Origin of the sequence: Mesorhizobium sp. ESP-6-2 (genome assembly GCF_020164675.1) — a bacterium.
In the GTDB taxonomy this organism is placed as follows: Bacteria; Pseudomonadota; Alphaproteobacteria; order Rhizobiales; family Rhizobiaceae; genus Mesorhizobium.
The window spans coordinates 97,099-115,764 of sequence record NZ_JAIUGT010000001.1 but is presented as its reverse complement, the minus strand read 5'-3'; the positions used below and the strand labels follow the sequence as shown (position 1 = coordinate 115,764).

The following is an 18,666-nucleotide window of genomic DNA, read 5'->3' as shown; positions in this document are numbered from 1 at the left end:
TCGATGAGCCACTATCGCACACCCCTCCTGACAGCAGTCTGTCAGAGGGAGTCAGCCCGGCGAAGTAATGGCCGATCAGTGCCGGCATGGCCCGGTTCGGCGCTCGCGAGAGGCTTTGACAGCGGGTTCCGATGCTGGTCAAAGGCGGCATGTCGAAACTCCTCGCCCTCGTCATCCTTGGCATCATGGTCATCCAGTTGATCAAGCCGCTCGGCTGGCCGGGGCTGAAACGGCGCAGCGACTTCTGGAAGCTGGCGCTCCTGGCCATGGCGGCCATTTCGATAACGGCCGTGCTTGGACATTGGACGTAGCGCAGTTCCAGGAAGGTGTCTGGCGGTTTTCCGCCCGGAATGCGTAAGATGTCGGCCGGCACGCAGCCGGCGGCAATCACTCTTCGATCACGCAGCCGACGAGGTGCTCGGCCCAGGCCCGGTAACCGGCTTCCGAAGCATGAAATCCGTCCGAGGCGAAGCCGGCATCGGGATTGGTGATCGGCAAGCGCGGCGCCGGCACCGCGCCGCGTTCGAGGCAAAGACGTTCGCCCATCCGGTTCATTTCAACGGCGCGAACTTCCAGGATTCTGCCGAGCAGCGGCGGCATGGCTGGCGCTTGCGTGAACTCCAGCACAGGAGACCACACCACGCGGGCCTCAGGCCATTTGGCGCGCAGCGCGTAGAGCAGACCGCCGAACGCCTTCTTGAAGCGGGGCACGGAGTGGAAATTCTTGGTATCGTTGGTGCCAATGGCGAGCACGATATGCGTCCACGGATCGGCCGAGAGATTGGGCAGGACGTGGTCGCGGATCTGCCCAGAGGTCGCCGAATTGAACCCAGCGGCGCGCCAGCGCACGGCGCGGCCGGTTCGCTGCGAGATCAGGGCGGCCAGTTGCGCGGCCAGGCCATTCTCGGATTTTTCGATGCCGACCGAGGCGGCGGAGGAATCGCCCAGCACCAGCAGCCAGACCGCCGGCTGCCCGCCGGCTATCTCATGGATGACCGGGCCTTGCGCGGGCAGCATGCGCGAGGTGCGTCGGCGCACGCCAAGCCCCTGCCAGACATAGACAGGGAAGGCGAGCCAGGTGAGGAGAGCCGGAAAGCGTCGCATCGAGCAGCATTTAACGCATGTTGCGCCGGAGGTGAACGATCCTTGCACCGGTGGCGGACGCCTTCAAGCGTCCAATGTTCGATGGGATCGCTGAATGCCCTAAGCCCTGTCCGCTTGCGACCTGTTTCCATACTGGTCATGCAGCCGCACCCAGTCCATCAAGGTTCTGTAAGGGCCGGTCTCGTCGCGGCCTTTCGGCGCAAGGTCGAGATATTGATAGGCACCGATCAGCTGTTCGCTGCCGCGGGCGCGCGACATGAAGGTCAGAAAGATGTCGCCGGTCTCGTCGCGGTAAAACGCGGTGGTGCCGGGCAGGTCTTTCGATTTCAGAACGGGCGTCTCGAAATTGTAGATCGCTTCACCGGATGCGATCTGCTTGTCGGTGAACGACACCTGCATGTCGAAGTTGAAGTCCGAGGCATAGGATGAGACCCAGTCGAATTTCCAACCCATGCGCTCTCGGTAGGGCAGCAGCTCGGAGAGCGGCGCGCGTGACACCGCGACAAGCGACACGTCATGATGTCTCAGATGCTGATTGGCGCCGTCGATGTGGTCGGCGACGAACGCACAGCTTTCGCAATGATGGGTCGAGCCGGGCCCGAACACGAAATGATAGACGATCAGCTGGCTGCGGCCGGCGAACAGTTCGGCCAGGCATCTTGGACCCTGCTCGGTTTCGAAGACGTAGTCCTTTCTCACCTTCAGCCAGGGCAATTCGCGCCGTTCCGCCGCGATGCGCTCGCGAAATCGCGTCAATTCCTTCTCGCGCGCCAGATGAGTTTTGTGCGCCTGGAACCAATCCTCGCGTGAAACGACCTTGTTGCGGTGCATGAACCTCTCCCTGGCTTCATCCCAAGGACGTTCGGGACGGGCGTGAGCCGACATCGCGCCGGCTGCGCTGGAGAGAAATAGGGATGGAGGCGCTTTATCCCAAGTCCGGCGGAGCGCAGCAAAACCCGGGCGCATGGCCCGGGTCCGATAGAGACGGAAACCGTGGTCAGGCAGCCTGCTCCAGGCTCGGCTTCCATTGTCCAAGCGCCGCCAGATGGTTCATGTGGGCGCGGTGGGTGAAGGCGGCCTGGCCCGCGGCAACGTTGGATGCCTTGCCGCTCCAGGCCTTCTGCGGGGCAGCCTGCAGGGCGCGGCCATAGGAGAAGGTCAGCTTCCACGGATGCGGGCCGATGGCGTTGATGGCATTGAGGTTGGCGGTCGCTTCCTCGTCCTCTTGGCCGCCGGACAGGAAGGCTATCCCCGGCACCGCCGCCGGCACGGCCTCGCGGAACAGTTTTATGGTCTTTTCCGCGACCTCTTCAGGGCTGCTCACCGCGCCCGACTTCCTGCCCGCCAGCACCATGTTGGGCTTCAGGATCGTGCCTTCGAGCACCACCCGGGCCGCGTAGAGCTCGTCGTAGAGCTTCGTCAGCGTCGCCCTCGAGATTTCATAGCACGTGTCGATGTCGTGGGCGCCGTCCATCAGCACTTCCGGCTCCACGATCGGCACGATGCCGGCTTCCTGGCAAAGGGCCGCATAGCGGGCGAGCGCGTGGGTGTTCGCGCTGATCGAGGTGACTGACGGCACGCCCTTGGCCGTGTCGATGTCGATCACGGCACGCCATTTGGCGAAGCGGGCGCCGAGCTTGTAATAGTCGGCGAGCCGCTCGCGCAGGCCGTCGAGGCCCTCCGTGACCGTGTCGCCGGGAAAGCCGGCCAGAGGCTTGGCGCCGGCATCGACCTTGATTCCGGGAATAGCGCCTGAAGCCTTGATGATATCGACCAGCGGCGTGCCGTCGGCCGCTTTCTGGCGAATGGTCTCGTCATAGAGGATGACGCCGGAAATATACCTGGTCATGGCGTCGCTGGTGCGGAACATCATCTCGCGGTAGTCGCGCCGGCTGTCCGCGGTCGATTCGACGCCGATGACGTCGAAGCGCTTCTTGATGGTTCCCGAGCTTTCGTCGGCGGCCAGCAGACCCTTGCCGTTGGCCACCATCGCGGCGGCAATGTCTTCGAGACGTTCGCTCATCGTGCTTCTCCTTGACGGTGTTGTTCTGCGCCTGACAGAACACTACCGCCAAAGGAATGACGCCGGAAAGCTCGAATCGATCGAAAGTCCCGGCAACGCCGTGCGCTCGCCTCGAGTTGATCGTCTCAATGCTTGAGCACGTCGACGCCCGGCAGCGGCTTGCCTTCCATCCATTCGAGGAAGGCGCCGCCGGCGGTCGAGACATAGGTGAAATCGTCGGCAACCCCGGCCTGGTTGAGCGCCGCGACGGTATCGCCGCCACCAGCCACCGAAACCAGCTTGCCGGCCTTGGTGCGCGCCGCCGCATGCCTGGCTGCCGCCATCGTCGCGCGGTCGAAGGGTTCGATCTCGAACGCGCCGAGCGGGCCGTTCCAGACCAAGGTCGCGGCGCGGTCGATCCAGTCGGCAACGGCCCTCACGGTCTTTTCGCCGACATCGAGGATCATGCCATCCGCAGGCACGTCGGCTATGGCCACGGTTTCGCTGGCCGCACCCGCCTTGAATTCCTTCGCCACGACACCGTCGACGGGCAGGATGATGGCGCAGCCGGCCTCGGCCGCCTCGATCATGATCTGCTTGGCGGTAGCGGCGAGGTCGTGCTCGCACAGCGACTTGCCGACGTCGGTGCCGCGTGCGGCGAGAAAGGTGTTGGCCATACCGCCGCCGATGACCAGCGCGTCGACTTTCTTGACCAGGTTCATCAGCAGGTCGATCTTGGTCGAAACCTTGGCGCCGCCGACAATGGCGACCACGGGGCGAATAGGATTTCCAAGACCCTTCTCCAGCGCTTCCAGTTCGGCCTGCATGGTGCGGCCGGCAAAGGCTGGCAACAGATGCGCCAGTCCCTCGGTCGAGGAATGCGCCCGGTGGGCAGCGGAGAAGGCGTCGTTGACGAAGATGTCGCCATTGGCGGCGAGCCGTTCGGTGAAGGCCGGGTCGTTCTTCTCCTCGGCCTTGTAGAAGCGGGTGTTCTCGAGCAGCAGCACGTCGCCCTTGTTCATGGCGGCGACCGCACTTCCCGCCGTGTCGCCGACGCAGTCGCCGGCAAAGCCCACGGGGCGGCCAAGCACCTCGGCCGTCGCCCTGGCGATCGGCTCCAGCGAGAATTCCGACGAGGGACCGTCCTTGGGCCGGCCGAAATGGGCGAGCAGGATGACCTTGGCGCCCTTGCCTGACAATTCAGCGATGGTCGGCGCGATGCGTTCGATGCGGGTCGTGTCGGTGACCTTGCCGTCAGCGACGGGAACGTTGAGGTCGACGCGCACCAGCACGCGCTTGCCATTGATGTTGCCGATATCGTCCAGTGTCTTGAAGCTGGCCATGCTGGTTCCTTTCGCTGAGAAATCGCCGGGACCATACCCCGCACCGACGACGATGCAAGACTTGGCTGGGGAGGGCGCGAAATTTTCAAGGCGAAGGCGTTGACGTCGCGAAGCGTCACGGCAGGCGGATGGGTGCGGCGCAAAGGATCGCCGTGTCAGCTTTCGGTCGTTGCTTTTTCCACCGCCGGCTCGGTTTTCTCGTCTGCGCGTGCCGCGGTGATCGGTGTTTCCACCGGCTTGCGCCAGGTTTGGACGAAAGCCTTGATCTGGTCGGCGATCTCGCCTGCGCTGAGGAAGACCGGTACCCGCGCCACGGGCGCGGTCGGTTCGAAGGAGAGGCCCAGGCCTGTGATCCTGCCCTTGTCGTCGACGTCACGCACGATCAGCTCGATCGGGCCGATCAGAACGCGATCGGCGTATTCGACATGACCGCCGAGCCGCGCCGTGACCAGAGCGCCGACGGTCAGGTTCTGTTCCGCCTCGCTCAGGCCCGGCGCGTAAGCGGCTTCCAGTTCGGCAGCGGAACGCGCCGGATCGACAGCAAACGCACCGAAGAAATCGGCATCCTCGGGGTCGACGACGGCGCGGCTGGCGAACAGCTTGTCGAGGAGGCGTGGATAGCGGTCCGGCACGAAGATGTAGACCTGGTCGCCGGCGGCAAGCCTGCCCATGTCTTGGAAACGCATCGAGCGTCCGTCGCGCAACACCAGCGAGGGCCGCGCCCAGCGAGGGATGCGCTCGCCGCGCGCCACCGGGCTGCCCGGCGCGACGCGGTAGGCGAGGAGCTCGTGATGGGCCGAGCCCGGCAGTTCGAGCTCGACCTTGTCCAGAGGTCCGAGCCGCGCCGGCACGATCAGGCCGAGACGGCGCGCCAGCGGACCAACGGTCCAGCCCTGGATGACGAGTGACACCAGGACGATGATGAAGGCGGCGTTGAAGATGGTGCGGCCATTCTCCAGCCCGCCGAGCAAGGGAGTGATGGCAAGCAGGATCGAGACGGCACCGCGCAGGCCGACCCAGGAAACGAAGGCGACTTCGGGGCGCGGCAGACGAAACGGGATCAGGCAAAGCCAGACCGCGATCGGCCGGGCGACGAACATCAGGAACAGGCCGAGCAGCACCGCCGGCACCATGATTGCCGGAAATTGCGAGGGCGTCGCGAACAGGCCGAGGATCAGGAACATGATGATCTGCGCCAGCCACGACATGCCGTCCTGGAAGCGTTTGAGGATAGTGACGGCGCGGATGTCGGAATTACCCGCGATGAGACCGGCAAGATAGACCGCCAGGAAACCGGAGCCGCCGATGGCGCCGGCGGCGGCGAAGACCATCAGCGACAGGGTCAGCACGAAGATCGGCAGCAGGCCATGGTCGAGATTGAGCCGGTCGACGAGGCGCACGATGGCGAGGCCCCCCAGCGCGCCGACAATGGCGCCCAGGCCCATATTGATGAGGAAGCCGAGCATGAGGTTGGTGACCAGGACATTGGCCTCGGGGTCGGCATGGGCGGCTATGATCTCGACCAGGGTGATGGTCAGGAAGATGGCGATCGGATCGTTGGTGCCGGACTCCACCTCCAACGTGGAGCGCACGCGCTCGCGCAGATTGATCTCGCCGGCGCGCAAAAGAAAGAACACGGCGGCGGCGTCGGTGGAGGCGACGGCGGCACCGAGCAGGAAAGATTCCAGCCAGGTGAGATCGAGCATATAGTAGGCGGCGGCGCCGAACAGGCCAGTGGTGAGGATCACGCCGAATGTGGCCAGCGACAGCGCCGGCCCGGCTGCCTGCCGCAAGGCATTGAGAGGCGTGCCGAAGCCGGAATCGAACAGGATCACCGCCAGCGCGAGTGAGCCGGCAAAATAGGCGATGCGGGCGTTGTCGAACTCGATGCCGAGGCCATCGGTTCCGGTGGCGAGCCCGATGCAGAGAAACAGAAGCAGCAGCGGTGCGCCGAAGCGGAAGGCGATCAGGCTCGAAAACGCGGCGACGACGACAAGCGCGGTGCCCACCAGCGTGACGAGATAGATCGCATGCTCCATCCGTGATTTGTCCCCTGCCTCTTCTCTCGATTCAAGGAAGAGTGGGGCGAAGGCATGGCCGGCGCAAGGCGGGAGAGCGGTTTTTTGGCCGAAGCCCTACAACTTCGTCGTCCTTAGGCTTAGCAGGAGCGAAGCGACGCCTTGCCGAGCACTCCGACGAAAAACGCCCGGACGAAGCCGGGCGTTTCAAGTCTCTGGAAGATGGGCCCGCGATCAGGCGATGGTCTTGCCGAAGGCGACCGCGGTATCGCCCATGCGATTGGAGAAGCCCCATTCATTGTCGTACCAGGACAGCACCGAAACGAAGTTGCCGTCCATCACCTTGGTCTGGTCGAGCGCCACGATCGAGGAGTGCGGGTCGTGGTTGAAGTCGATCGACACGTTCGGATGATGGGTAACCGACAGGATGCCCTTGAGCTTGCCGTTGGAGGCGGCGATCACCGCCTCGTTAATCTCCTGCGCCGACGTCGAGCGCTTGGCGATGAACTTGAAGTCGACGACCGAGACGTTCGGCGTCGGCACGCGGATCGAGATGCCGTCGAGCTTGCCCTTGAGCTCGGGCAACACCAGCCCGATAGCCTTGGCGGCACCGGTCGAGGTCGGGATCTGCGAGAGTGCCGCGGCGCGGGCGCGGTAGAGATCCTTGTGCATGGTGTCCAGCGTCGGCTGGTCGCCGGTATAGGAATGGATCGTCGTCATCATGCCCTTTTCGATGCCGACCGTCTCGTGCAGGACTGCGGCCAGCGGCGCCAGGCAATTGGTGGTGCAGGACGCGTTCGAGATAACGATGTGGTCCTTGGTCAGTTTGTCGTGGTTGATGCCATAGACGACAGTGAGGTCGGCGCCTTCGGCCGGCGCCGAAACGAGGACGCGCTTGGCGCCGGCGGTCAGGTGCGCGGCGGCCTTGTCGCGGGCGGTGAAGATGCCGGTGCATTCGAGCGCGATGTCAATGCCGAGCTCCTTCCACGGCAGCTGGGTCGGATCCTTGATCGCCGTGACCTTGAACGTCTCCTTGCCGACGGTGATCTGATCGCCGGAAACCGACACTTCGTGCGGGAAGCGGCCGTGTACGCTGTCGTAGCGCAAAAGGTGGGCGTTGGTTTCGACCGGGCCGAGGTCATTGACGGCGACGACGTCGATGTCCTTGCGGCCGGATTCATGGATGGCGCGCAGGATGTTGCGGCCGATGCGGCCGAATCCGTTGATGGCAACTCTGACGGTCATTTTTCTCTCCTTGGGAGCTGGAGGGCAGACGATTGGTCCGCAGCTTCATAGCGGCGGAAGCGGAAAGAATCCAGCCGCGGCGACGTGGATTTAAATCGATTAGGTCAGGCCAGTCCGGCGGAACCGCTGTACGCGGTTTCGCCGGGCGTTCTTGTTTCATACATGTCGCTGTCCCAAAATCGAGATACACTTTTGGGCAACATGCACGGCCTTACTTGCCATGCAGGCGGGCTTCCGCCGCCTTGGCGGCCGCCTCCGCGGTGATGCCGAAATGCGGATAGAGCTGCTCGATCGTTCCCGAGGCGCCGAAGCCGGTCATGCCGATGAAGATGCCATCGGAGCCGATGATATGATCCCAGCCTTGGCGGATGCCGGCTTCGATCGCCATCTTCACTTTCGCATTGCCGATCGTCTTGCGGCGGTAGTCCTCGCTCTGCTTGTCGAACAGTTCGAAGCAAGGAACCGAGACGACGCGGGTCGGATGGCCGTGCTTCTCCAGGAGGGCGCGGGCGCCGAGCGCGATCTCGACTTCCGAACCCGTGGCGAAGATCGTCACCGCGGCTTCGCCACTGGCGGCGGCGAGCTCATAGCCGCCTTGGCTGCTCAGGTTCTTCTCTGTGAATTCGGTGCGCACGGTCGGCAGGTTCTGTCGGGTCAGCGCCAGCGTCGACGGCGTCTTTTGCGATTCAAGGGCCAACTGCCAGCATTCGGCGGTCTCGACCGCGTCCGCCGGACGGAACACGTTGTGGTTCGGGATGGCGCGCAGTGCCGCCACATGCTCGACCGGCTGATGGGTCGGGCCGTCTTCGCCGAGACCGATGGAGTCATGGGTCATGACGAAGATCGAGCGGATGCCCATCAGCGAGGCCAGCCGCATCGAGGGGCGGGCGTAGTCGGAGAAGCACAGGAAAGTGCCGCCATAGGCGATCAGGCCGCCATGCAGCGTCAGACCGTTGATGGCGGCAGCCATGCCGTGTTCGCGGATGCCGTAGTGAACATAGCGCTGGCCGTAATCGTCCGGCGTGATGTTCTTGGTCTGGCTGGTCTTGGTGTTGTTGGAGCCGGTAAGATCGGCCGAGCCGCCGATGGTTTCCGGCACGGCGCCGTTGATGACTTCCAGCGCCATTTCGGAAGATTTGCGGGTGGCGACCTTCGGCTTGTCGGTGGAGAGCTTCTTTTTGTAGTCGGCAATGACGGCGTCGAAGTTGGACGGCAGCTTGCCGGCAACGCGGCGCTCGAACTCTGCCCTGAGCTTGGCGTCGGCCTTGGCGAGGCGGCCTTCCCAGTCGGCGCGCGCCTCGGCGCCAGCCGTGCCGGCGCTGCGCCAGGCATCGAGGATGTCGGCTGGAACCTCGAAGGGGGGTGACTCCCAGTTGAAGAACTTGCGCGCGCCGGCGATCTCGTCGGCGCCGAGCGGCGAGCCATGCGCCTTGTTGGTGCCGGCCTTGGTCGGGGCGCCGAAGCCGATGGTCGTCTTGCAGGCGATCATCGTCGGCTTGTCGGAATGGCGGGCGGCTTCGATCGCATAGGCGATGGCTTCCGGATCCGTGCCGTCGATGTGGCTGGCGTTCCAACCGGAAGCCTGGAAGCGCGCGACCTGGTCGGTGTTGTCAGCCAGCGACACCGGGCCGTCGATCGAGATGTTGTTGTTGTCCCAGAACACGATCAGCTTGTTGAGCTTGAGGTGGCCGGCAAGCGCGATCGCCTCCTGGGAGACACCTTCCATCAGGCAGCCGTCGCCGGCCAGCACATAGGTGTAGTGGCTGACGAGGTCGTTACCAAAGGCGGCGTTCATGATGCGCTCGCCGAGCGCGAAGCCGACAGAATTGGCAAGGCCCTGGCCGAGCGGGCCGGTGGTCGTTTCGATGCCGGCGGCGTGGCCATATTCGGGATGGCCGGCGGTTTTCGAGCCCAACTGGCGGAAGTGCTTGATCTGGTCGATCGTCATGTCTTCGTAGCCGGTCAGGTAGAGCAGCGAGTAGAGCAGCATCGAGCCATGGCCGGCCGACAGGATGAAGCGGTCGCGGTCGGCCCAATGCGGCGCCTTGGCGTCGAATTTCAGGAAGCGGGTGAACAGTACCGTGGCAATGTCGGCGCAGCCCATGGGCAGGCCGGGATGGCCGGAATTCGCCTTCTCGACGGCGTCCATGGAGAGAAAGCGTATCGCATTGGCCATCCGGTCATGTTGTTCACGCGACGTCATGGTTCCTCCGGGGTGGGGTTCGGGGCCTTGGGAGAGCCCTTGAAAAGCGTGCGCGACACATAGCAGGCGCGCACTTTTAGTCAACAAACCGGTGCGCATTTGCCGGCCTTGTGATGCCGCGGGCAGGCCTATATTAGCGTTAGCAGGGGACAGTCGCGAGAGCTTTGTTGACGTCGCCTTCACCCGGTGCCTAATGTTTCAGAGATAACGCGTTCTGAACGCGAACGATTCGGTGATGGGCAGGGCACAGGACGAGGCCATGACCGGGGAAACGACACTCAAGGAAGTCATCGCAAGGCTGGGCAAGGCCATGGAAGGCCTGGAAAACGCCGTCGCGGCCAAGCTCGAGCACGAGCGCGATTATTCGGAAGCCGAGGCCGAGGTGCAGCGGATGAATGCCGACCGCTCGCGGCTGGCGCAGGAGCTCGACAATTCCGAGGCGCGCGCCGAGCGGCTGGAGGATGCCAACAAGGAAGTGTCGCGACGACTGGTGACCGCCATGGAAACCATCCGCGCTGTGTTGGATAGGTAGGCTCATGGCACAGGTCACGGTTTCCATCGACGGCAAGCAGTATCGGATGGCCTGCGACGAAGGCCAGGAAGAGCATCTGATCGATCTCGCCGAGCGTTTCGACCGCTACGTCTCGCATCTGAAGGATTCATTCGGCGAGATCGGCGACCAGCGGCTGACGGTCATGGCCGGCATCATGGTCATGGATGAACTCTCGGAGCTGCAGAAGCGCGTCAAGGGCATGGAAAGCGAAGTGCTGACCTTGCGCAAGACCCGCGACGAGGCGCTGACCAAGGCCGACAAGAGCGACAGCGTGCTGACCAACGCGCTTGGCGCGCTGGCGCAGCGCATGGAAGATCTTGCGGCGACGCTGGCCGTCAACAAGGCATAAGCGGTCTCCCCGGAAAATCCTGCCGAACTTGGCGGCAAGATGAGAAATTTTTTCGCGGGCGCGACGGGCGCCTGTGGCTTTAGGCATTTGTGGGTTGCCGCCGAGGTGTTAAAAAGATTTGAGCGCTCGCCAGCCGTTGCCGGCATCATTTCAAGGGTAGGGAAACATCATGAGCCTTCGCATCAACGATATCGCCCCGGATTTCACCGCCGAGACCACGCAAGGACCGATCAGCTTTCACCAGTGGATCGGTGACGGCTGGGCGGTGCTGTTCAGCCACCCGAAGAATTTCACCCCCGTCTGCACGACCGAGTTGGGCACGATGGCGGGGCTCGAGGGCGAGTTCAAGAAGCGCAACGTCAAGATCATCGGCATTTCGGTCGATCCGGTCGAAAGCCACGGCAAATGGCAGGACGACATCAAGACGGCGACCGGCCATTCGGTGAACTATCCGCTGATCGGCGACAAGGATCTCAAAGTCGCCAAGCTTTACGACATGCTGCCTGCTGGTGCCGGCGAGACCTCGGAGGGTCGCACGCCCGCCGACAATGCCACCGTGCGTTCGGTCTATGTCATCGGGCCCGACAAGAAGATCAAGCTGGTGCTGACCTATCCGATGACCACGGGCCGCAACTTTGACGAGATCCTGCGCGCGGTCGATTCCATGCAGCTGACCGCCAAGCACCAGGTGGCGACGCCGGCGAACTGGAAGCAGGGCGAGGACGTCATCATCACCGCGGCCGTTTCCAACGAGGACGCCATCAAGCGCTTCGGCGCCTACGAGACCATCCTGCCCTATCTCCGGAAGACCAAGCAGCCTTCCGCGTAGACCATTTGTTTTTGCCCAGTTCCCTGGGCAAAGCGCTATGCGCTTTCCCGGGAAACCGCTTGGAATTGCTCCAGTTGCCTGGACGGCTTTTTTCGACTTCCGTAGCTTTTCTGGCAAGGCGTGCTTGACGGCAGCGCCCTGCTAGACAAGCATGCTCTTATGTTGCTCTGGCAGAGAAAATCATTCCTGCCCGGCTAACGGGAGGGGAAGTCGGATTGGACCTAGGTTCGGCAAAGCCTGAAGTCACCGGTTTCCACGACAAGCCGACCGGCGCCATCCAGTATGTCATCGCCGACCGGGTGACGAATCGGTGCGCCATAATCGATCCGGTTCTCGATTTCGACGAGAAGTCCGGCGCCACCTCGACCGGCAATGCCGATGCGCTGCTGGATTTCATCAGGGCGGAGGGACTGAGCGTTGAATGGATCCTCGACACCCATCCGCATGCCGACCATTTCTCTTCCGCGCAGTACCTGAAGCAGAAGACCGGGGCGCCGACGGCGATCGGCGAGAGGATCGTCGACGTCCAGAAATTGTGGAAGGCGATCTACAATTGGCCGGACTTTCCCGCCGACGGTTCGCAGTGGGATCGGCTGTTCGGTGACGGCGAGACTTTTCGGGTGGGGACGCTTCCAGCAAGGGTGCTTTTCTCGCCCGGGCACACGCTGGCGTCGATCACCTATGTGATCGGGGATGCAGCCTTCGTGCACGACACGCTGTTCATGCCCGACAGCGGCACCGCAAGAACGGATTTTCCCGGTGGCAGTGCCGCGCGCCTGTGGCACTCGATCCAGGACATTCTAGCCTTGCCGGAGGACACGCGCGTCTTTGTCGGCCATGACTATCAGCCCGGCGGGCGTCAGGCGCTATGGGAGAGCACGGTTGCCGCGCAGAAAGCCGACAACATTCATCTTGCCGCCGCGCGCAGCGAGGCCGAGTTCGTTGCCCTTCGCGAGGCGCGCGACCGGACATTGCCGATGCCGAGGCTGATCCTGCATGCGCTACAGGTCAACATGAATGGCGGACGCCTGCCGGAACCGGAAGCCAATGGCCGACGGTATCTGAAATTTCCGCTGGATGGGCTTTGAAGCAATCACGGCAGCCGATGCGGTATACGAAAAAGGCGGCGCCAGTTTCCTGACGCCGCCTGGATGTTTCGTTGCCGAACTTGGCTTTTAAGCCGCCGGCTGCGCCTCGATGGTGCGCAGCGCCTGGGTCTGGCGCTTGGCGGCGGCCTTGACCGCATCCTGCACCTTCTCGAAAGCGCGCACTTCGATCTGGCGCACGCGCTCGCGGCTGATGTCGAACTCGGCCGACAGTTCTTCCAGGGTCAGCGGCTCATCGGCGAGGCGGCGCGCCTCGAAGATGCGCCGTTCGCGTTCGTTGAGCACCGCAAGGGCGCCTGACAGCATGCCGCGCCGGTTTTCCAGCTCGTCCTGCTCGATCAGCATCTCTTCCTGGCTTTCGTGGTCGTCGACCAGCCAGTCCTGCCATTCGCCGGACTCGCCTTCCGTCGCCCGGATCGGCGCGTTGAGCGAGGCGTCGCCCGACAGGCGGCGGTTCATCGACACGACTTCCGCTTCCGAGACGTTCAGCCTCGTGGCGATTTCGGCGATCTGGTCGGGCTTGAGGTCGCCGTCGTCAAGCGCCTGGATCTTGCCCTTCACCTTGCGCAGGTTGAAGAACAGACGCTTCTGGTTGGCGGTCGTGCCCATCTTGACCAGGCTCCACGAGCGCAGGATGTATTCCTGGATCGAGGCCTTGATCCACCACATGGCGTAGGTCGCGAGGCGGAAGCCACGCTCGGGCTCGAATTTCTTGACGGCCTGCATCAGGCCGACATTGCCTTCCGAGATCACTTCGCCGATCGGCAGGCCGTAGCCGCGATAGCCCATGGCGATCTTGGCGACGAGCCGCAAATGGCTGGTGACGAGCTTGTGCGCGGCGGAAGTGTCCTCATGCTCGGCATAACGCTTGGCGAGCATGTACTCTTCCTGCGGCTGAAGCATCGGAAAGCGGCGGATCTCTTCCAGGTAGCGGCTGAGGCCGCCTTCGCCGGAAACGATACTGGGTAGTGACTGGGCCATGATAGCGCCCCCTCTCTATTGGAGTGATGCCCCCGAAACGAGGCGGGCATGTGACGCGAGCACCAAAGGCTTGCTCGCGACATCGGATATATACAGGAACAAAACCAGAAAAGACAGGCATTTGTTCAACACGAAACAGTGTGTCACGCTGAAGTGAACAACGCCAGTCAGGTTTTTTGACGGTTGATTTGAAGCTTGCCAGTGGCGGATCACAGATTGCGCAAGCCGCCGACGACTTCCTCCATGTCCCTCGGTATCGGTGCCTCGAACCTCATGGATAGATGGGTAGTCGGATGGCGAAATTCAAGGAGCCAGGCGTGCAAAGCTTGCCGGGAAAATGCCTTGACCTGGCTTCTCAGCGGTTCGGGCAACCGGTTCGCCTTGGTGCGAAAGGCCTGGCCGTAATCGGGATCACCGAGTACCGGATGACCGATATGGGCCATGTGGACGCGGATCTGATGGGTGCGGCCGGTCTCTAGCCGGCATTCGACCAGACTTGCGGTTGCGAATTCCTTTTGGTTTTCGCCGAAGCGCTCCTGCACCGCAAAATGGGTGACGGCGTGGCGGGCATCGTCGCGTCCTTCGGGTACCACGGCGCGCCGTACACGGTCGGCGGCGCGGCCGAGCGGGGCATCCACCGTTCCGGCCGGCCGCTGCGGTATGCCCCAGACCAGCGCCAGGTAGGCGCGCTCGAGATCGCCTGTCAGGCCGTGATCGGCAAAGGCCTCCGAAAGCGCCTTGTGGGCGCGGTCGGTCTTGGCCACGACCATGACGCCGCTGGTTTGCTTGTCGAGGCGATGGACGATGCCCGGCCGGCGCACGCCGCCGATGCCGGACAGGCTGTCGCCGCAATGATGGATCAGCGCATTGACCAGCGTGCCGGTCCAATTGCCGGCGCCGGGATGGACGACAAGCCCGGCGGGTTTGTTGATGACGATCAGTTCGTCATCTTCGTAGAGGATATCGAGGGCGATGTTTTCCCCCTGTGGCTCCGCCGGTTCCGGCTCCGGCATGGCGACCGAGACAGTTTCGCCCGGCGACATCTTGCGCTTGGTCTCGACAACGGCCTTGCCGTCGACCAAGACCGCGCCCTGCCTGATCAGCATCTGCACGCGACTGCGCGACATGTCCGGGCCGAGCCTGCCTGCCAGCCACTGATCGAGGCGCTGGCCGGCATCGTCGGCTCCGGCCACGAGCACGGTCGGTTCTGCCTGCATGAATTGGTCCTCTATCAATCCGGGGGCCTCTTCGTTATGAGCGCTCATCGAGAATCGTTCCGGAATGTTTGCCATGGCCCGCCCCGCCGCCGACGAAGACGCCGTTGTTGAAGGCGGGGAAAAGCCGCTCAACCCCGAGATCGAAAAGGTGCGCGGCAGGCTCATCCGCTTCATGGCCATCAATCTCGGCCTGCTGTTGCTGGCCCTTATGGTGGTGATCGCGGCGATTGTCTACAAATCCCGCAAGGCAGCGCCGGTGAGCCCGCCGCTGGCCGGCGACATCCAGGTGCCCGCCGGCGAGCCGCTCAGCGGAGACATCGTGCTGCCGGTCGGCGCCAGGGTGGTCAGCCAGTCGCTGTCCGGCAATCGCGTCTCGATCGACGCCGAACTCGTTGATGGCAGCCGCACGATCTTCGTCTACGATATGGGCGAGCGGCGCATAATCGGCCGCTTTGCAATCCGCAACAAATGAAGCCCGGCGACAATGCAGCAAACAAGTTTGCCGCAGAAATGACCGGCTTTGCCGAAAACCGTCATATCGCCACCGTCGCGCTGGTCGTCGACAGCTATGACGAGGCGATCGACTGGTATGTCGGGCGGATGGGCTTTGTGCTCCTGGAGAATGTGGACCTTGGCGGCGGCAAGCGCTGGGTGACGGTGGCGCCGGCCAGCGGGCGCGGCGCGCGGCTGCTTCTGGCCGAGGCCTCCGACGAGGCACAAAGAAAGAGCATCGGCAACCAGACCGGCGGGCGGGTTTTTCTCTTCCTCGAAACCGACGACTTCGCCCGCGATCATGCGGCGATGGTGGCGAAGGGCGTCGAATTTCGCGAGCCACCGCGCTTGGAGCCCTACGGCACGGTGGCGGTTTTCGCCGATCTCCACGGCAATCTATGGGACCTGATCGAGCCCAAACGCTAGCACCGGCCGGCTTTTTCTTGATCCCGGGAAAGCCGGCGGAACCCCAGTTGCTTTTTCTCCGCCGCCAGCCTATATCGCCGGTTCTTGAACGCGCCCATCGTCTAGCGGTCAGGACACCGCCCTCTCACGGCGGGAACAGGGGTTCGATTCCCCTTGGGCGTACCAAGAAAAACGGCTTAGCCGTTGATCCCCAGCATCGAACAATATTCAGCCGCCCCCGCTCGAGCGCTCCGTCAGATACAGTGCATGGAACGCTGGCTGGAGCCGGGTTCGGAGCTATGGCGTGGAGGCGGGCGTCGGTTAAGGTTTCGTTTACCTATAACCTGTCTACTGGAGACAATTCACCCGCGACCACGGATGTACTGGCGCTGCGGTGAAAACAAAGGTCGGCTCACGCCGGCCTTTTGTTTTTTGGCCGGCCGTTGCGGTAAGGCCGCCTCCAATGCTTTCGGCAATACCTTCGTCAAAGCATATTGTCCTTGCCATTTCAGGCCCTACCATCAATCCTGCCGTGCGCACGTGGGCGGCTGGAGAGGGTCGAAGGTCGAGGAATTGCAATGAAAAGAACCGCTGGAATGCTCCTGATTGCCGGCGCGGTGGTGATGGGCGCCACATCCCCGTCGGCTGCCGCTCAGCTCAACACGATGGACGAAGTCGGCACGGCGATCCAGGCATGCTGGACGCCGCCAGCGGATGCTGGAAATTCCATCGTCACGCTGAGCTTCAGCTTCAAGCGCGACGGCACGCTGCTTGGTCCGCCACGGCCGACCGCCGCCAAGGTGGCCGGCGACGACAAGGCGCGAAAGTCGTTTATCGACGCCGCAACGGCCGCGGTGAAGAATTGCACGCCGCTCAGCCTTTCGCCGCAACTCGCGCAAGGGATTGCCGGCAACGTGTTCACCTTGCAATTCGTCTCTCCCAAGGTCGGCGAATAGCTGTTTTCCGCAACTCTCCGCGCAGGGCGCGCCGCGGCTTATGTGTTGCGCCGTTCGGCATTCGGCGGATCGCCGATCCCGCTTCCATTTTTTACGCAATTCCTGAGGGAAAACATCTGCCGGCGTCAGTGAGCCGCTCAGGTAGCTACTACCAAACCATCTCGCCCGGCACCGCCCTCATCGGTCAGTGGCTGGTACGCCGCGCCTCGGCGTGCCGCGCCAGGTCGGGTGTCTCGAAGACGTAGTCGTTCCAGGCCGATTCCGGGATTTGCCCGGCCAGATAGCATTCCAGCAGCAGGTTTTGCTCGGCGCTCAGGGGCCTCGGATCAAGTCCCAGGGAATGAAAAAGATTTCTTGTCAGTTCCGATACCGTGACCTGGATCGACATCTGCGTTCTCCTTCGCGCTTCAACGCGAAAGGCCGGGCAAAGGTTTCAGGGCCGGATGCCGATAACGCCGGAGTGATCCGGCAGGCCTGCCAGCCATCGGTCCGGCTGCATTGTTTTGCAGTTCGTCTCAATCTTGAAATAAAAATGCAATATTGAATTCACAGAGGTTCTTCTATTAAACTAGAGACAAGTCTCTCAATGCATGGAGGCTAGAAAGATTAGATAAAACTCATTTAGTGAAAGCTTACCGAAGTCGAAAGAGTTGTCATTCCAGGTTCTCAGCAACAAGGGCCGCGTCCTTCCGATGATCCGTTTCTGGTCCCCCATGATGATCGCGTTCGTCACCCTGACCGTGCTCGCGCTCGGCATGTCCAGTTCTTATGCCGACAGTTGCAGTGCAATAAGAAATCAGTTGTCTTCGGCCGGCCGTGGCGGCGGCACGAGCCCCGAGCTTGCCCAGTTGCACCGCCAGCTTGCCGCCATCCAAGGCATCGAGAGGCAGCGCAAGTGTACGGCGAAAAATTCCCTCGGTGGTTTCTTCAACGCATGCGCCGATCTTGCCAGGAACAGGAGCGAGGTGCAGCGCCGGATCGCGGCGGCCTCCAATTCAGGCCGGGACATGTCGGGGCTGCGGGCGCGTTTTGTCGCGCTTGGCTGCGCGCCAGCGGCAAAGCGCGCGGCGGCGAAGACCCAATCGGTGTCTGTGACGGCGCCAGCGGCGAGGGCAACGGGCGCCGGCAACGCTATGCTGTTCTGTGTGCGCCTTTCGGATGGATATTTCTTCCCAGCACCCAAGTCGCAGTTCGCCGGCAGCGACGATGTGAAGGATATGGCCGATCAATGCCGCTACATCTGCGACGAGCCGGGGGTCGACCTCTATACGCTCAGCGACGTCAGCCTCGAAACCGAAAAGATGGTCGCTCTCGACACGCGCAAGCCCTACACCGATCTGCCGACCGCATTCCGCTACCGCGACGACGTCAATTTCAAGGCATGTGACCTAAAACGCTACTACAGCAGGGTCGCCGAATTGAGGGCCAGAACGGTGACGCCCACAAACATGACCAATGCCATCATCCCCTTGCCGTCGGCCAAGCCGGATCTCGGCAGCGTCGCGGCAATTCCCGCGGCGGACGCCGAAGCCTCCGGGGCGGCCCAGCATCAGTCGGTAGAGGCCGGCAAGCGGCCGGTGAGAATAGTTGGCCCGGCCTTCTTCCCAGCCGAATGATCATCCGCTCCGGGCGTAGGCGCGGTTTCCCAGCCAATGTCAATTTTGGGTGGCATCCATCAGTCGCAGACCATGCGAACCCTCTTTCCGGGTTCGCTGACATTCCTGCATGCCAGCGGCTTTTCCTCATCGGAGGACGGCGGAGGTGGCCTCGAAACTCTTGAAAGATGACGTCTCGGTGCGGCGCGCGGCGCGGTCCTGCGCTCGGAAAACCGGGCTGGCGGTTGTGGCGGCGCCGGAAAAGCGT

The 18,666-nt window shown here is 62.9% G+C and carries 19 protein-coding genes and 1 tRNA gene; 10 read left to right on the top strand and 10 right to left on the bottom strand.

The features are described 5' to 3' along the window. Positions 1 to 131 precede the first annotated feature (131 nt). Positions 132 to 311, top strand: a complete 180-nt coding sequence (locus LB532_RS00550) for a hypothetical protein (RefSeq protein ID WP_181165425.1) — start codon at positions 132 to 134, stop codon at positions 309 to 311. Positions 312 to 387: 76 nt separating this feature from the next. On the opposite strand, the gene LB532_RS00545 is transcribed toward LB532_RS00550, so the two are convergent. The 7 genes from LB532_RS00545 to tkt all read right to left on the bottom strand — a co-directional run bounded on the left by LB532_RS00545 (position 388) and on the right by tkt (position 9,915). Further along, entirely contained in the window at positions 388 to 1,104 is a 717-nt protein-coding gene (locus LB532_RS00545) for an SGNH/GDSL hydrolase family protein (RefSeq protein ID WP_140644397.1), read from the bottom strand. Between the two features lie 99 nt (positions 1,105 to 1,203). Continuing rightward, positions 1,204 to 1,935, bottom strand: a complete 732-nt coding sequence (locus tag LB532_RS00540; protein WP_140644395.1) for a DUF899 domain-containing protein — start codon at positions 1,933 to 1,935, stop codon at positions 1,204 to 1,206. A 166-nt stretch (positions 1,936 to 2,101) separates the two neighbouring features. Next, a complete protein-coding gene (locus tag LB532_RS00535) occupies positions 2,102 to 3,127 on the bottom strand; it encodes a class I fructose-bisphosphate aldolase (RefSeq protein ID WP_224556297.1) in 1,026 nt (341 codons plus the stop codon). A 125-nt stretch (positions 3,128 to 3,252) separates the two neighbouring features. Further along, entirely contained in the window at positions 3,253 to 4,449 is a 1,197-nt protein-coding gene (locus LB532_RS00530; protein WP_140643625.1) for a phosphoglycerate kinase, read from the bottom strand. A gap of 155 nt (positions 4,450 to 4,604) precedes the next feature. Next, a complete protein-coding gene (locus LB532_RS00525; RefSeq protein ID WP_140643624.1) occupies positions 4,605 to 6,488 on the bottom strand; it encodes a potassium/proton antiporter in 1,884 nt (627 codons plus the stop codon). A 213-nt stretch (positions 6,489 to 6,701) separates the two neighbouring features. Further along, positions 6,702 to 7,712, bottom strand: a complete 1,011-nt coding sequence (gene gap / locus LB532_RS00520) for a type I glyceraldehyde-3-phosphate dehydrogenase (protein WP_140554200.1) — start codon at positions 7,710 to 7,712, stop codon at positions 6,702 to 6,704. A 211-nt stretch (positions 7,713 to 7,923) separates the two neighbouring features. After that, the gene (gene tkt, locus LB532_RS00515) at positions 7,924 to 9,915 is read right to left on the bottom strand and encodes a transketolase (RefSeq protein WP_140643622.1); all 1,992 of its coding nucleotides are present in this window, start codon (positions 9,913 to 9,915) and stop codon (positions 7,924 to 7,926) included. A gap of 259 nt (positions 9,916 to 10,174) precedes the next feature. Between tkt and LB532_RS00510 the strand changes: the two genes are divergently transcribed. The 4 genes from LB532_RS00510 to LB532_RS00495 all read left to right on the top strand — a co-directional run bounded on the left by LB532_RS00510 (position 10,175) and on the right by LB532_RS00495 (position 12,734). Continuing rightward, positions 10,175 to 10,447 (top strand): DUF4164 domain-containing protein, encoded by a 273-nt coding sequence (locus LB532_RS00510; protein ID WP_023763725.1) that lies wholly within the window; start codon positions 10,175 to 10,177, stop codon positions 10,445 to 10,447. A 4-nt stretch (positions 10,448 to 10,451) separates the two neighbouring features. After that, on the top strand, positions 10,452 to 10,817 hold the full coding sequence (locus LB532_RS00505) for a cell division protein ZapA (protein ID WP_140500552.1): 366 nt from the start codon (positions 10,452 to 10,454) through the stop codon (positions 10,815 to 10,817). 169 nt (positions 10,818 to 10,986) lie between these two features. After that, a complete protein-coding gene (locus LB532_RS00500; RefSeq protein ID WP_140500553.1) occupies positions 10,987 to 11,646 on the top strand; it encodes a peroxiredoxin in 660 nt (219 codons plus the stop codon). Between the two features lie 215 nt (positions 11,647 to 11,861). Continuing rightward, positions 11,862 to 12,734 (top strand): MBL fold metallo-hydrolase, encoded by an 873-nt coding sequence (locus tag LB532_RS00495; protein WP_140643621.1) that lies wholly within the window; start codon positions 11,862 to 11,864, stop codon positions 12,732 to 12,734. Positions 12,735 to 12,821: 87 nt separating this feature from the next. On the opposite strand, the gene rpoH is transcribed toward LB532_RS00495, so the two are convergent. After that, entirely contained in the window at positions 12,822 to 13,733 is a 912-nt protein-coding gene (gene rpoH, locus LB532_RS00490) for an RNA polymerase sigma factor RpoH (protein ID WP_027023478.1), read from the bottom strand. Positions 13,734 to 13,942: 209 nt separating this feature from the next. Continuing rightward, complete coding sequence (locus LB532_RS00485) at positions 13,943 to 14,998, bottom strand: RluA family pseudouridine synthase (protein WP_140643619.1); 1,056 nt, start codon at positions 14,996 to 14,998, stop codon at positions 13,943 to 13,945. Positions 14,999 to 15,023: 25 nt separating this feature from the next. Here LB532_RS00485 and LB532_RS00480 point away from each other — a divergent pair, with 25 nt between their 5' ends. From LB532_RS00480 to LB532_RS00465, 4 genes are all read left to right on the top strand, one after another. Then, complete coding sequence (locus tag LB532_RS00480) at positions 15,024 to 15,422, top strand: fimbrial protein (RefSeq protein ID WP_140500558.1); 399 nt, start codon at positions 15,024 to 15,026, stop codon at positions 15,420 to 15,422. A gap of 38 nt (positions 15,423 to 15,460) precedes the next feature. Then, entirely contained in the window at positions 15,461 to 15,868 is a 408-nt protein-coding gene (locus LB532_RS00475; protein WP_140554190.1) for a VOC family protein, read from the top strand. Between the two features lie 90 nt (positions 15,869 to 15,958). Then, positions 15,959 to 16,033, top strand: a tRNA-Glu gene (locus tag LB532_RS00470). A gap of 392 nt (positions 16,034 to 16,425) precedes the next feature. Further along, complete coding sequence (locus LB532_RS00465) at positions 16,426 to 16,803, top strand: hypothetical protein (protein WP_140643617.1); 378 nt, start codon at positions 16,426 to 16,428, stop codon at positions 16,801 to 16,803. Between the two features lie 184 nt (positions 16,804 to 16,987). Here LB532_RS00465 and LB532_RS00460 read toward each other — a convergent pair whose 3' ends face one another. Beyond that, on the bottom strand, positions 16,988 to 17,191 hold the full coding sequence (locus LB532_RS00460) for a hypothetical protein (protein ID WP_140500562.1): 204 nt from the start codon (positions 17,189 to 17,191) through the stop codon (positions 16,988 to 16,990). A 262-nt stretch (positions 17,192 to 17,453) separates the two neighbouring features. On the opposite strand from LB532_RS00460, the gene LB532_RS00455 reads away from it, so the two are divergent. Continuing rightward, positions 17,454 to 18,419, top strand: coding sequence for a DUF2865 domain-containing protein (locus tag LB532_RS00455; protein ID WP_224556294.1), 966 nt, complete (start codon positions 17,454 to 17,456; stop codon positions 18,417 to 18,419). Positions 18,420 to 18,666: the final 247 nt, after the last annotated feature.